General features: G+C 59.2%; 14 protein-coding genes. 7 read left to right on the top strand and 7 right to left on the bottom strand.

Annotation, left to right across the window (positions count from 1 at the left end):
• Positions 1-37: 37 nt before the first annotated feature.
• The 5 genes from queA to GRI44_RS04395 form a co-directional block, all read right to left on the bottom strand.
• Positions 38-1,066, bottom strand: coding sequence for a tRNA preQ1(34) S-adenosylmethionine ribosyltransferase-isomerase QueA (queA, locus tag GRI44_RS04415; protein ID WP_160600206.1), 1,029 nt, complete (start codon positions 1,064-1,066; stop codon positions 38-40).
• A 51-nt stretch (positions 1,067-1,117) separates the two neighbouring features.
• The gene (locus tag GRI44_RS04410) at positions 1,118-1,798 is read right to left on the bottom strand and encodes a peptidylprolyl isomerase (protein WP_160600205.1); all 681 of its coding nucleotides are present in this window, start codon (positions 1,796-1,798) and stop codon (positions 1,118-1,120) included.
• 105 nt (positions 1,799-1,903) lie between these two features.
• On the bottom strand, positions 1,904-2,416 hold the full coding sequence (gene coaD / locus GRI44_RS04405) for a pantetheine-phosphate adenylyltransferase (RefSeq protein ID WP_160600204.1): 513 nt from the start codon (positions 2,414-2,416) through the stop codon (positions 1,904-1,906).
• On the bottom strand, positions 2,413-3,321 hold the full coding sequence (locus GRI44_RS04400) for a polyprenyl synthetase family protein (protein ID WP_332872353.1): 909 nt from the start codon (positions 3,319-3,321) through the stop codon (positions 2,413-2,415). The genes coaD and GRI44_RS04400 overlap by 4 nt, the downstream gene beginning before the upstream one ends.
• 1 nt (position 3,322) lies before the next feature.
• Entirely contained in the window at positions 3,323-3,574 is a 252-nt protein-coding gene (locus tag GRI44_RS04395) for an exodeoxyribonuclease VII small subunit (protein WP_160600202.1), read from the bottom strand.
• A gap of 74 nt (positions 3,575-3,648) precedes the next feature.
• Between GRI44_RS04395 and GRI44_RS04390 the strand changes: the two genes are divergently transcribed.
• From GRI44_RS04390 to GRI44_RS04375, 4 genes are all read left to right on the top strand, one after another.
• Positions 3,649-4,056 carry a DUF2177 family protein gene (locus GRI44_RS04390; protein WP_160600201.1) on the top strand — a complete coding sequence of 136 codons (408 nt, stop codon included), beginning with the start codon at positions 3,649-3,651 and terminating at the stop codon, positions 4,054-4,056.
• A gap of 5 nt (positions 4,057-4,061) precedes the next feature.
• Positions 4,062-4,718 carry a hypothetical protein gene (locus GRI44_RS04385; protein WP_160600200.1) on the top strand — a complete coding sequence of 219 codons (657 nt, stop codon included), beginning with the start codon at positions 4,062-4,064 and terminating at the stop codon, positions 4,716-4,718.
• A 32-nt stretch (positions 4,719-4,750) separates the two neighbouring features.
• The gene (gene purL / locus GRI44_RS04380) at positions 4,751-7,018 is read left to right on the top strand and encodes a phosphoribosylformylglycinamidine synthase subunit PurL (protein ID WP_160600199.1); all 2,268 of its coding nucleotides are present in this window, start codon (positions 4,751-4,753) and stop codon (positions 7,016-7,018) included.
• 109 nt (positions 7,019-7,127) lie between these two features.
• Complete coding sequence (locus GRI44_RS04375) at positions 7,128-7,784, top strand: nitroreductase family protein (protein WP_160600198.1); 657 nt, start codon at positions 7,128-7,130, stop codon at positions 7,782-7,784.
• 24 nt (positions 7,785-7,808) lie between these two features.
• On the opposite strand, the gene GRI44_RS04370 is transcribed toward GRI44_RS04375, so the two are convergent.
• Together GRI44_RS04370 and serB are read right to left on the bottom strand one after the other, a co-directional pair.
• Positions 7,809-8,651 carry a Coq4 family protein gene (locus GRI44_RS04370; RefSeq protein WP_160600197.1) on the bottom strand — a complete coding sequence of 281 codons (843 nt, stop codon included), beginning with the start codon at positions 8,649-8,651 and terminating at the stop codon, positions 7,809-7,811.
• Positions 8,652-8,778: 127 nt separating this feature from the next.
• Positions 8,779-9,663 carry a phosphoserine phosphatase SerB gene (gene serB / locus GRI44_RS04365; protein ID WP_160600196.1) on the bottom strand — a complete coding sequence of 295 codons (885 nt, stop codon included), beginning with the start codon at positions 9,661-9,663 and terminating at the stop codon, positions 8,779-8,781.
• On the opposite strand from serB, the gene miaA reads away from it, so the two are divergent.
• From miaA to ilvN, 3 genes are all read left to right on the top strand, one after another.
• The gene (gene miaA / locus GRI44_RS04360) at positions 9,656-10,612 is read left to right on the top strand and encodes a tRNA (adenosine(37)-N6)-dimethylallyltransferase MiaA (protein ID WP_160600195.1); all 957 of its coding nucleotides are present in this window, start codon (positions 9,656-9,658) and stop codon (positions 10,610-10,612) included. The genes serB and miaA overlap by 8 nt on opposite strands.
• A 93-nt stretch (positions 10,613-10,705) precedes the next feature.
• A complete protein-coding gene (gene ilvB, locus GRI44_RS04355) occupies positions 10,706-12,493 on the top strand; it encodes a biosynthetic-type acetolactate synthase large subunit (RefSeq protein ID WP_160600194.1) in 1,788 nt (595 codons plus the stop codon).
• 13 nt (positions 12,494-12,506) lie between these two features.
• Entirely contained in the window at positions 12,507-13,022 is a 516-nt protein-coding gene (gene ilvN, locus GRI44_RS04350) for an acetolactate synthase small subunit (protein WP_160600193.1), read from the top strand.
• Positions 13,023-13,042: the final 20 nt, after the last annotated feature.

Genomic DNA, 13,042 nt, shown 5'->3' with positions numbered 1-13,042 from the left:
CTTAAGTGGCCCATTGCGGGCGAAATGCAAGCCATGCTCACGGCAGAAGCAGGCTGGAATCCCCGTAACTGTAAAAGCGGTAATCCTGCGCGATTGCATGGGCATAGATCTGCTGCATCCGGTCAAGCCCCATCAAGGCGCTGACCAGCATGAAAAGCGTGGATCTGGGAAGGTGGAAATTGGTCATCAGCCCATCAATTGCGCGGAATGTATACCCCGGGGTGATGAAGATGGACGTGTCGCCGGCAAAGGGTTTGATGATGCCATCGTCGCCCGTGGCGCTTTCCAGCAGGCGAAGGCTGGTCGTGCCCACTGAAATGACCCTGTTGCCTGCGGCCCGCGCCGCATTCAGCCGCGCGGCAGTATCAGCTTCGATGCGACCCCATTCCGCATGCATGGCGTGATCGGCGGTATCATCCACTTTCATCGGCAGAAAAGTGCCTGCGCCCACATGCAGGGTCAGCGTCTCGCGGATAATCCCGGCCTGATCCAGCGCATCCAGCAGTTCCGGCGTAAAATGCAGCGCAGCAGTGGGCGCTGCCACAGCGCCATCCTCGCGTGCGAAAATCGTCTGGTAATCGGCCTTGTCACGGTCATCGGTCGGGCGCTTGCCGGCGATATAGGGGGGAAGCGGCATGCGCCCTGCCCGTTCCAGCAACACCTCAACCGGCTCATCACCGTCAAATGCCAGCACGAAGCTGCCATCAGTCAGCCGTTCTTCTGCAATGGCGGTGACATTATTGGAAAAATCTATCCGGTCGCCTTCCCGAACCCGTTTGGCGTTGCGGATGAATGCCTGCCAGCGGCGCAGATCGACCCGTTTATGCAAGGTCGCTCCGATTCGCGCTTCGCCCCGCGTCCCTTCCAGCTGGGCTGGGATTACCCGTGTATCGTTGAAGACAAGAACGTCACCAGCGCGCAGCAAAGAAGGCAGATCGCGAACGATCCGGTCTTCGATATTGGCGCTGCCTTGGGCTAAAAGCATCCGGGCCGCATCGCGCGGCTGCGCAGGACGCAGGGCAATGCGTTCGGGAGGGAGTTCGAAATCAAACAGGTCAACACGCATGGCGCGCCTTTAATCGCGCCAATGCGAGAAGACCAGTGCTGGCAGAAAGCGTTACTCGCCGACCGGCGCGTTCAACATATCGGCCGTAATTTCGGTTGCAGGCATTGCCGCAGGCGCAGCGACAGGCACCGGCTTGTTATCAGCAGCGATGGACGCCTGCAAAATCCTGGTCGGGTTTGCCGGTGGTTCGCCGCGATTGATGGCATCTACCGCATCCATGCCGGCAATCACGCGGCCCAGATTGGTATAGCGTTTATCCAGCGAAAAGCGCGGCAGGAAAGTGATGAAAAACTGGCTGTTGGCGCTGTCTTCGGATTGGGCGCGGGCCATGGAAATCGAACCGCGCAAATGCGGCATCGGGTTGAATTCTTCCTTCAGGTCAGGAAGATCGGACCCGCCCTGCCCGGTGCCGGTAGGATCCCCTGTCTGCGCCATGAACCCTTCAATGACGCGGTGGAAAACCACCCCGTCATAAAAACCCTGACGAGTAAGCGTCTTGATCCGTTCGATATGGTTGGGTGCCCAGTCCGCCATCAGGCGGATGGCAACCTGACGGCCATTCGACAGATCGAGCAGCAGAATATTTTCCCGGTCTTCGGCAATGTTGTAATTGATCGGCGCGTAAACGCGCGGCGCGGCCGGGGCTGCCTGTTCAGCATCCTGGGCAAATGCGGCAACCGGGGTAAATGCCATTGCGGCAAGCGCGCCGGCGGTGATCAGGCGTTTCAACATGTAAATCCTGTCAATCTGGGGTAATGTGATAGCGCCCATCTAGCGGGCGCGGTCTGTCGGTTCAATGAATGATAGGTTTTCGGCACAACCGAAGTGCGTTTCGCGTCAATAATCCCCAAGCCGGCCGATCTTTTCGACTCGCTTCGTCACGTCCTCACACACTTTTGCGCTTACGAAATTCTGGATATCACCGCCAAACAGGGCGATTTCCTTCACCAGTTTGGATGCAATGGGCTGCAATGATACATCAGCCATCAGGAACACAGTCTCGATTTCGCTATCGATCTGCTGGTTCATGCCCGCCATCTGATATTCATATTCAAAATCCGCCACTGCGCGCAATCCGCGCACAATCACACTGGCAGACTGTTTGCGCGCGAATTTCATCAGCAGTGCATTGAAGCCGACCACATCGACATTGCCGATCCCCATATCGGCCACTTCGCGGCGCACCATGGCCATCCGTTCGTCCGTGGTGAACATGGGGTTTTTTGAAGGATTGGTGGTGACGCCGATAATCAACCGGTCCACCAGTTTTGCCCCGCGCCGGATGATGTCCGCATGGCCAAGGGTAATGGGGTCAAACGTGCCCGGATAAATCCCAATGCGTTCGCTCATCTGTCCCGCTCCACAATAAACCGCGCCAATGCGCCGAGCAGCGCAGCATCCTTGCCGTGCTGGGACAAATGGCCAACCGCCTGTTCCACCAGCGCCCGTGCCTGGTCCCGCGCACCTTCGGGGCCCATCAACGTCACGAAGGTTTGCTTGCCCTGGCCTTCATCCTTGCGCAGCGCCTTGCCTGCTTTGGTCTCATCACCTTCATGGTCGAGCAAATCGTCGGCAATCTGGAAGGCGAGGCCAATATCGCGGGCATAGGCCCGCAAATGCGCGCGCCCTTCGAGCGGCACCTTGCCCAGCACTGCACCCATTTCCACCGATGCTGCCAGCAGCGCGCCGGTTTTCAACTGCTGCAGGCGGGTGATGGAATGCAGGTCATATTCCTGGCTGTCGGCGGCAATATCCATCATCTGCCCGCCCGCCATGCCATTCATGCCGCTGGCGCCCGCCAACGTCAAAATCAGTTCAGAGCGTGTGAAAGGATCGGAACTGGTCGCATGGTCTGACAAAATCTCGAAGGCCAGCGCATGCAGCGAATCGCCGGCCAGCACGGCGGTCGCTTCATCGAATGCCTTATGCAAGGTGGGCTTGCCGTGGCGCAGATCATCATCATCCATGCACGGCAAATCATCATGGATCAGCGAATAGGCATGAATGGCTTCGACAGCGCAGCCAGCACGCACTGCCGCATGGCGGTCCACACCGAACAGGTCTGCTGTGGCGGCCACCAGCAAGGGGCGCACACGTTTGCCGCTGCCAATGGCTGCATAGCGCATGGCTTCCACCAACCGCGCGCGTGTGTCATCCGGCACGGGCAAAAACGCGTCGAACGCGTCATCGACCTCAGTCTGGATGCGGGAAAACCCGTCCGCCAGAATTGCGTTGCCCGTATCCACCAGGTTCACGTCAGTTGCCTGCGTCGAATGGCGCGGTGCCTGCAGTCTTGCCGTCGGGGCCAGCCACGATTTTTTCGATTCGCGCCTGCGCTGCATCCAGTCGGGCCTGACAATGCTGGCGCAGTTGTTCGCCGCGTTCGTACAGGTCGATGGATTCGTCCAGCGGCACTTCGCCGCTTTCCAAGCGCCGCACCACATCTTCCAGAGCGCGCAGCGCGTCTTCGAAGGTCAAATCCGAAATGTCGGGAGTTTTGTCTGCCATGACGATGGAGCATTGACCGCGCCCCGTGGCGAGGTCAAGTTGTCTGGGCCTATAAGGTTGGGGGATGCGTGCAAATGAAGTGGATTATTGCCTATATCGCGATGGCACTGCCATTTGGATTGCTGGATGCCCTGTGGCTGCGCTGGGCTGGCCCCAATTTTTACCGGCCACATCTGGGCGAATTGCTGGCGGAGAATTTCCGCGCAGGCCCTGCGGTGGTGTTTTACCTGATCTATGTCGCCGGGGTCGTGTGGTTCGCGATTCGGCCCGGCCTGGCTGCCGGAATTCCCGGTGGTCTCGGCATTGCCGCGCTGAATGGCGCGCTGCTGGGCGGGCTGTGTTATGCCACATATGACCTGACCAATCAGGCAACCATGAAGGTGTGGTCCACGCAGGTAACCGTGGCGGATATCCTGTGGGGTGCGTTTGCAACTGCAACTGCCGCCACCATTGCCACCTGGGTCACGCAGAAAGTGGTCTGAACGCCATGTATATCGGGCATTGGGCAGCGGCCTTCGCTGCCGGCGCAGCATCCCCAAAGGCACCCAAGCTGGGCACCTTGTTTGTCGCGGCCCAATTGGTCGACTGGGGCTTTTTCACTTTTGCCGCCATCGGGGTGGAAGCGATGCGGGTCGAACCCGGCGCTACCGTGATGAACCCGATGGACCTCTATCACATGCCATACACACACAGCCTGATTGGCTGCGGCATCTGGGCGCTGGCCTTTGCAGCCATAATCCTGGCAACGCAGCGCAATATTACGGGCGCGTGGATTGCGGGGCTGGTTGTGCTGTCACACTGGTTTACCGACCTGTTGGTGCACCGGCCTGATCTCACGTTTGCGGGGGGAGATGCGAAGGTCGGACTGGGCTTGTGGAATTACCCTTATGTGGCGATCCCGCTGGAACTGGGCCTGACGATTGGCGCCTTCGCCTGGTATGTTCGGCAGACGCGCGGGCCGCTTATGCCGCCGATGATCCTGATGGGTCTTCTGCTGGTCATGCAGGCAATCAACTGGTTCGGTCCGGAGCCGGAGGAAGCGGGCCTCGCGCTCTATCTTACCGCGCTCGTTTCCTACGCGGTGGCGACATTCTTCGCTTACTGGGTGGGGACAACGCGCCGTCACAAACGCTTACGGGGCTAGCGGGAACAGGCTGGCTTCGCTAAAGCCGCGCCATGTCCGAAAACGCATCAGAAACCACGCCCCAGATCACTCCTGAAGTCGTCGAGACCCATGGTTTCAACACCGAGGAATATGAGCGCGTTCTGCACGCCCTCGGGCGCGAACCGAATCTGGTGGAACTGGGCATTTTCTCGGTCATGTGGTCGGAACATTGCAGTTATAAAAGCAGCCGGTTCCACCTGAAGAAACTGCCGACCGAAGCGCCATGGGTCATTTGCGGGCCGGGCGAAAATGCCGGCGTAATCGACATCGGTGATAATCAGGCCGCCATTTTCAAAATGGAAAGCCATAATCACCCCAGTTACATCGAACCCTATCAGGGCGCGGCAACCGGTGTCGGCGGCATTTTGCGCGATGTGTTCACCATGGGCGCGCGGCCAATGGCAAATCTCAATGCGCTGCGGTTTGGCCGCCCCGACCACCCCAAGATGCAGCATCTGGTCAAAGGCGTGGTCGCGGGCATTGGCGGTTATGGCAATTGCGTGGGCGTGCCGACGGTGGGCGGCGAGACCAATTTTGACCCGGCCTATGATGGCAATATTCTCGTCAATGCCATGACCGTGGGCATCGCGGATCAGGACAAGATCTTTTACAGCGCCGCAACCGGTGTCGGTAATCCCATTGTCTATGTCGGTTCCAAGACCGGGCGCGATGGAATCCATGGCGCGACCATGGCCAGCGCTGATTTTGGCGACGATATCGAAGATAAGCGCCCCACCGTGCAAGTGGGCGATCCATTTGTGGAAAAGCTGCTGATCGAAGCGTGTCTGGAACTGATGGCGACCGATGCCATCGTGGCCATTCAGGACATGGGCGCTGCGGGGCTGACATCATCCAGCGTTGAAATGGCGACCAATGGCAAGACCGGCATCCGGCTCGACATGAATGCCGTTCCTTGCCGCGAAGACGGTATGACGCCTTATGAAATGATGCTGTCCGAAAGTCAGGAACGCATGCTGATGGTGCTGAAGCCGGGCAAGGAAGCCATGGCCGAAGCCATCTTCACCAAGTGGGAACTGGATTTCGCCGTCATCGGCGAAGTGACCGATACGCAGCATATGGTGCTGGAATTTGATGGAAAGGTGGTGTGCGACATTCCGCTTGGCCCGCTGGCTGAAGATGCGCCTGAATATGAGCGGCCATTTATTTCCAGGGAAGAATACAAGACATGGGCCGCAGTGCCTGCATTGGGCGACATTCCGGCAACCACCGATATTGGCGCAGACCTTCTTGCAATGATGGCCAGCCCCGCCCTTTCCTCGCGCCGGTGGATTGCGGAACAATATGACAGCCAGGTTGGCGCTGACACGTTGCAAACCGGCGGCGATGCCGGCGTGGTGCGTGTGCACGGAACGCGCAAGGCGCTGGCCATGAGCACCGATTGCACCCCGCGTTACTGTTTTGCTGACCCCTATGAAGGCGGCAAGCAAGCCGTGGCGGAAGCCTATCGCAATCTGTGTGCAGTGGGCGCACGGCCCCTTGCCATCACCAACTGCCTCAATTTCGGCAATCCGCAGCGTCCTGAAATCATGGCGCAGCTGGTCGGATGCCTTGAAGGCATGGGCGATGCCTGCCGCGCGCTGGATTTCCCCATCGTGAGCGGCAATGTCAGCCTGTATAATGAAAGCAAGGCAACCGGCGGCGGCTCTGCCATTTTGCCCACCCCTGCCATTGGCGGCGTTGGCATATTGGAAGACTCGTCGAAAATGGCGACGATGCCGTTCAAGGCCGAAGATCAGGCTATTGTGGTAATTGGCGGCAAGCAGCCCTTTGAAATCGGCACGCATATTGGCCAGTCGGTGTGGCTGCGTGAAATCCATTCCAGAAAGGCCGGCGGCGCGCCGGTGGTGAATCTGGCGCGCGAACGCGCTCATGGTGAATTTGTCCGCACCCTTGTGGATGGCGGCAAGGTTACCGCTGTGCACGACCTGTCTGATGGCGGACTGGCCGTGGCGCTCGCGGAAATGGCAATTGCCAGCGGCATCGGCGCAAATGTGCATACGATGGGCGCTGAACTGCTTGATGCCTTTGCCGAAGACCAAGGCCGCTATGTCCTGACTTTCCCGTGGAATGACCGGGAAAGCTGGGCCGAACTGGAAAGCGCGGCGCGCGATGCGGGCATTACGGCAGAATGGATTGGCCTGACGGGTGGCACGTCAATCGAATGGACCAATTCGGAAGATGCGCCGGTTGCCAGCATTGCCATTGCCGACCTGCGCGAAGCCCATGACAGCTTCTTCCGCGATTGGATGGAAGTCTGACTAGGTGAGCAAGGCGCAGCAGCCCGATCCTGCGCAACCCTGCCCCGCGCAATCTTACCCGGCCCAACCCTGCCCCGCGCAACCCTACCCGGCCCAACCCTATCCCGCGATGCCGGAATTGACAGACGAGCAACAGGCAGAGCGATCTCAAGCCGTCTATGAATTCCTGAAAACCCGCCGGTCCTGCCGTTCGTTCACCGGCAAAACCGTTCCGCGTGAGGTGATTGAAAATGCCATCCGCGCGGCGGGCACCGCGCCCAATGGCGCAAACCACCAGCCGTGGCATTTTGCTGCCATTTCATCGCCTGCGATAAAGCGGTCCATCCGCGAAGCGGCCGAGGCGGAAGAACGGCGCTTTTACGGTGAAGACGGCGGCACGCCCAAGGCACCGGACGAATGGCTCGCCGCGCTCGGCCCCATTGGGACAGATGCGAACAAGCCGTTTCTAGAGGACGCCCCGTGGCTGATTGTCTGCTTCGCCCAGCGCAAGGGCGGAATTGCGGAAGACGGGAAAACGCAGAATTACTATGTCACTGAAAGCGTGGGGATTGCCTGCGGCTTGTTGATTGCAACCTTGCACGCAGCGGGCTTGGCCACGCTTACGCACACCCCCTCGCCAATGAATTTCCTGCGCGATATTTGCGGCCGCCCGGGGGAAGAAAAACCGCTGATGATTGTGGTGGCGGGCCATCCGGCCCCTGATGCCACAGTCCCTGATCATGCGGTTTCGAAAAAACCACTCAGCCAGATTGCAAGCTGGCTCTAGTTGCCTGACTGCGCCGGGTTCTGATCAGGCCGCTTTTTTCGTCTGGCCCAACAGATCGTAAGGGTCGATATTTTCACCCTTCCACACCTTGTGGGCCTGCGCATAATAAACCGGCGTTCCGATATTCAGCTTCTGCCGGGCTTCTGTCAGCGGCATGGCGAGCAGGTCCATGATCGGCATTTCGACAATCCGCGGACAGGCTTTGCCAAGGCGCTGGGCCTCGCGCACGGCCTTGAAAACAGGGGCGCTGGTTTTCACCTGCTTCCTGATATTCACCCCGCCTGCATAGGCGATGAAAAGATGCGCGAAGGACGGGCTCTGGCTGTAAGTAAACGCCAGCACGCATTGTTCGCCCAGCGCATCGCGGCCATAGCCGGTAAGGACGTGAAGCAGATCATGCGTATCGCGTTGCCGGTTTGAAAACCATTCCACCAGATCATCATAGCGCGGGCGGTCACCGCGAAACCGGTCATGTTCTGCCACAAGGCCAGCAGCGGACAGGCCTTCGCGTTCCATGAAATCGACATAGGCGTGGGCCACGCTGCCTTCGGGCATCTGCCGCAGGGCTGCATGATCATCCAGGATTGCGGGGAGATAATTCTCGCTCGCGCGAATCGACTGGCCCTTCTCGCTCAGGGTGAAAGCGCGGGCGCGGGGCAAAAACTGGCCCGACGGGAAACATTCGAAAATATGGAACACCTCTTCGGTGTTTTCCTTGTTCTTCATCAATTCATTCCAGTGCCCCAACGCCTTTAACGGGCGCAGGCGCAGCGGCACGCGATCAGGATGAAGAAACACCTTGCCATCAGCAGAAGCGTCAATCGATGCCGTGGTATCGGCAGGCAACAGGGAAGTAGCAGCGTTCATGCGCGGTCCTTACTGACAGGAATGTCAATATAAACTGAACAGGCCGGCGATTACAATACTCAGCGGCATCCGCCGGCGCTTGGCAGCGCCCGGCAACGCCCGGAAACGGAAAGCGCGCGCAGCCTGATCAGGCCGCAACCCATTCATTCTCTGGGATACCCAGCAATGACAGCACCGAAGTCAGGTTGCCCCGGTCAATCCAGCCATCTGCCGCCTCGCGCGCCTTGGGCTTGGCGCGATATGCCAGCCCGTAGGATGCGGCTTCCAGCATCGGGATATCATTCGCGCCATCGCCCGTCGCCAGGCTCACCGCTGCATCACCCAGCGCCGCCATTTCATCGCACAAAACGCGTTTCTTGACGGAACTGTCAGTAATTGGCCCCACCAGCGCGCCAGTTAATTTGCCATCGGCAATGGCCAGCCGGTTGGCAACCACAAGGTCAAAGCCCAGCATTTCCGCCACCGGATCGGCAAAATGGTGGAAGCCGCCAGTAACCATCACGGTGCGGCAACCGCGGGATTTCAGCGTCGCCACCAAAGTCCGCGCACCGGCCACGGCAGTGATGCGTTCATCCAGACATTGCCGGATAGTCCCTTCATCTAGCCCGCCCAGCAGTTTTACCCGCTCCTTCAACGCAGTCGCGAAATCCAGTTCGCCGCGCATCGCACGTTCGGTTATTTCTGAAACATGGGCTTTCAGCCCCGCAAAATCAGCCAGCTCATCAATACATTCCTGGTCGATCATGGTCGAATCCATGTCGGACACAAACACATGCGGCACGCGCAGATCAGCAGTGGACACCACCAGATCCGAAGGCGAAAAATGCGTATCGAGAATTCTGCGGAACTGGCCTGCATCACCATCAGGAAGGCCAATTTCCAGCACATCCCCGCAAAAATCCAGCATGCGGGCCATGGCCACCGGCATACCGGCAGCTTCCAATGCCAGAATTGCGGCATCAAGCCGTGTTTCCAGCGCCGCTGGGTCTGCTATCAGGCGAGCGATGAGCAAAGTGAATACTCCAGAACAAAGGGCTAAAAAACCGCCGGTGGCGCTCATTGCAGGGCCAACGGCGAGCGGCAAGAGCGATCTTGCGGTGCGCCTGGCCCTTGCATTGCAGGAAAGCGGGCGCAAAAGCGCCATAATCAATGCTGACAGCGCGCAGGTCTATGCCGATTTGCAGGTCTTGAGCGCCCGGCCCGGCGACGATGAAATGTGCGGCGTAGACCATCGCCTGTTTGGCACATGGGATGGCGCAACCCCCTGTTCTGCCGGAACATGGAGCGATGCCGCCAAGGCAGAGATTGGGGCGCTTCATTCTGATGGGGCAATCCCCATCCTGGTCGGCGGGACCGGCCTGTATATGCGCACCTTGCTGGATGGCATCGCACCTGTGCCGGAAATTGACCCGGCCATCAGGGCCGCAGTGCGCGCCCTGCCCCAGCCAGCGGCGCGCGGCGCGCTCGAACTGGAAGATCCCGAAGCGGCGTCGCGGCTGGCAGCGGCCGATAATAGCCGCACAGCGCGGGCACTGGAAGTGGTCCGATCCACCGGAATGCCGCTGCGCCATTGGCAGCAGCACCTTACCGGGGGAATTGGCGCTGCCATTTCCTTGCATCCGCTGGTGCTGCTGCCTGACCGCGAAACTTTGTATGATCGCTGCGACCAGCGTTTTGCGCAGATGCTGGAACAGGGGGCGGTCGAGGAAGTCCGGCATCTTGTGGCGCGCAATCTCGATCCTGCGCTGCCTGTTATGCGGGCCATTGGGGTGCGCGAAATTGCCGCGTGGCTGGCGGGCAGCCTGAGCCGGGATGCGATGGTGGATGCCGGGCAATTGGCCACGCGCCAATATTCCAAGCGCCAATATACATGGTTTCGCAACCAGCCCCCGACAGATTGGAAACGTATGACGACACAAGATGTCGATATCAGTGCCATATTTGAAGCATTATTTCATTGACCTAGGTTGACACGATACTTTTGTTTCCCTAGAGGCTGCCCTCTGATGGTCCGAGGCATACTGTGCTTCGGGCCACATTCTTTGGAGAAACACATGCCCAGCCAAGCCCCGGGCCCGCACAGCAACGGTGAACGCAGCGGCGCTGCCATTCTGGTCGAAAGTCTGGTCCAGCAGGGCGTCGAGTTTATTTTCGGCTATCCCGGCGGCGCCGTGCTGCCGATTTATGACGAATTGTTTGCCGACCAGCGCATCCGGCACATTCTGGTCCGGCACGAGGCTGGCGCCGCACACGCGGCAGAAGGCTACGCCCGTTCCACTGGCAAGCCCGGCGTTGTGCTGGTCACCTCCGGCCCTGGCGCAACCAATGCAGTCACTGGCATTGCCGATGCCTTCATGGATTCCATCCCGCTTGTGGTCATTACCGGGCAGGTTCCCACCGCGCTCATTGGCACAGACGCTTTTCAGGAAGCCGACACGATCGGCATCACGCGGCACTGCACGAAGCATAATTATCTCGTCAAGGATCCGGCGGACCTGGCGCCCACCATTGCAGAGGCGTTTCGTATTGCCACCACGGGCCGCCCTGGCCCCGTGCTGATCGACATTCCCAAGGATGTGCAGATTGCGCAGGCTGAATTTGACGCAGGCACCGGTGCAAACCCGGCCCGCACTCTGGCTTCTGCCCGTTATCAGCCGCAGACATCGGCCGAACCGGACCTGATTGCCGAAGCGGTCAGCCTAATGGAAAAGGCTGAATGTCCGGTGTTCTACACAGGCGGCGGCATCATTAACTCCGGCCCCCGTGCCAGCGCCTTGCTGCGCCAGTTGCAGGATATAACCGGCGCGCCGGTCACCTCCACGCTGATGGGCCTTGGTGCGTTTCCGGCTGACCATCCGGATTGGCTGGGCATGCTGGGGATGCACGGCACCTATGAAGCCAATATGACCATGAACCGCTGTGATCTGATGATCTGCATCGGTGCACGTTTTGATGACCGGGTGACCGGCAGGCTGGATGCGTTTTCGCCGGATTCCACGAAGATCCACATCGATATCGACCGCGCTTCGATCAACAAGATTGTCCCGATTGATCTGGGCATCGTGGGTGACTGCGCGACTGTGCTGCAACAATTGCTGGACGCATGGGGCAGCCGCAAGCCGCGCGATCTGGGGGAATGGAAAGCCCGCATCGCCGGTTGGCGCGCGCGCGAGAGCCTGGCCTTTCCCGAAAACAAAACTGCCATCATGCCGCAAAAGGCGGTTGAGCGGCTGTTTGCCCTCACGCGTCAATACGATCCGATTATCACCACCGAAGTTGGCCAGCACCAGATGTGGGCAGCGCAATATTTCCATTTCTTCCAGCCCAACAAATGGCTGACCAGTGGCGGTCTTGGCACCATGGGCTACGGTCTGCCGGCGGCCATCGGCGCGCAGTTGGGCAATCCTGATGCGCTGGTAATCGACATTGCCGGTGAAGCGTCCATCCAGATGAACATTCAGGAATTGGGCACTGCCAGCCAATACCGCCTGCCGGTGAAAATTTTCATTCTCAACAATGAATATATGGGCATGGTCCGCCAGTGGCAGGAACTGACGTATGAAAGCCGCTATTCCAACAGCTATTCCGACAGCCTGCCAGACTTTGTCGCCTTGGCACAGGCCTATGGCTGGAAAGGCATCCGCATTGAAAATGACGGCCAGCTTGATGCAGGCATCGAAGCCATGCTGGCGCATGACGGGCCGGTCATTGTGGATTGCCAGGTGTCCAAAGATGCCAATTGCTATCCGATGATTCCCAGCGGTTCTGCCCATACCGACATGCTGATGTATGGCGATCAGGCGAGCGGCACGATGGATGATGACGCCAAGGCGCTGGTGTGACAGGGGCAATTCGATGAAAATTCACAGAGCAGAAGCGGAACGTCATGTTCTGGCAGTTACAGTCGATAATGAAGCCGGCATTCTGGCGCGCATCGCCGGTATGTTCACCGCACGCGGCTATAATATCGATAGCCTGACGGTGGCCGATATTTCGGAAAACCACGCAGTCAGCCGCATCACCATCGTTACTCAGGGCCCGCCGCAGGTCATCGACCAGATCCGCGCCCAGCTGGAACGGCTGGTGTCCGTGCACAAGGTCGTCGATCTGACTGAAACAGGCGCGCATGTCGAACGCGAACTGGCGCTGATAAAAGTGGCAGGCACGGGCGAACACCGCGTTGAAGCCCTGCGTCTGGCTGATGTTTTTCGTGCCCAGGTGGTGGACACCACTACGTCCAGCTTCATTTTCGAACTTACCGGCGCGCCGGACAAGATCGACAGTTTCATCGCCTTGATGCGCGAATTGGGATTGGTGGAAGTGGGCCGCACCGGAATTGCCGGAATGATGCGCGGCGCGCAAAGCACCTGATCCTGAGTATAGACCCGCAC

This window comes from Allopontixanthobacter confluentis (assembly GCF_009827615.1).
Taxonomy (GTDB): Bacteria; Pseudomonadota; Alphaproteobacteria; order Sphingomonadales; family Sphingomonadaceae; genus Allopontixanthobacter; species Allopontixanthobacter confluentis.
The sequence above is the reverse complement of the archived record's forward strand: the minus strand, read 5'-3'. Positions and strand labels throughout refer to the sequence as shown.

What these genes read in the sequence shown, in the direction of transcription:
- queA (WP_160600206.1), bottom strand. Translation starts at nt 1,066, where the DNA reads ATGCGTGTTGACCTGTTTGATTTCGAACTCCCTCCCGAACGCATTGCC.
- GRI44_RS04410 (WP_160600205.1), bottom strand. Translation starts at nt 1,798, where the DNA reads ATGTTGAAACGCCTGATCACCGCCGGCGCGCTTGCCGCAATGGCATTT.
- coaD (WP_160600204.1), bottom strand. Translation starts at nt 2,416, where the DNA reads ATGAGCGAACGCATTGGGATTTATCCGGGCACGTTTGACCCCATTACC.
- GRI44_RS04395 (WP_160600202.1), bottom strand. Translation starts at nt 3,574, where the DNA reads ATGGCAGACAAAACTCCCGACATTTCGGATTTGACCTTCGAAGACGCG.
- GRI44_RS04390 (WP_160600201.1), top strand. Translation starts at nt 3,649, where the DNA reads ATGAAGTGGATTATTGCCTATATCGCGATGGCACTGCCATTTGGATTG.
- GRI44_RS04385 (WP_160600200.1), top strand. Translation starts at nt 4,062, where the DNA reads ATGTATATCGGGCATTGGGCAGCGGCCTTCGCTGCCGGCGCAGCATCC.
- purL (WP_160600199.1), top strand. Translation starts at nt 4,751, where the DNA reads ATGTCCGAAAACGCATCAGAAACCACGCCCCAGATCACTCCTGAAGTC.
- GRI44_RS04375 (WP_160600198.1), top strand. Translation starts at nt 7,128, where the DNA reads ATGCCGGAATTGACAGACGAGCAACAGGCAGAGCGATCTCAAGCCGTC.
- GRI44_RS04370 (WP_160600197.1), bottom strand. Translation starts at nt 8,651, where the DNA reads ATGAACGCTGCTACTTCCCTGTTGCCTGCCGATACCACGGCATCGATT.
- miaA (WP_160600195.1), top strand. Translation starts at nt 9,656, where the DNA reads ATGAGCAAAGTGAATACTCCAGAACAAAGGGCTAAAAAACCGCCGGTG.
- ilvB (WP_160600194.1), top strand. Translation starts at nt 10,706, where the DNA reads ATGCCCAGCCAAGCCCCGGGCCCGCACAGCAACGGTGAACGCAGCGGC.
- ilvN (WP_160600193.1), top strand. Translation starts at nt 12,507, where the DNA reads ATGAAAATTCACAGAGCAGAAGCGGAACGTCATGTTCTGGCAGTTACA.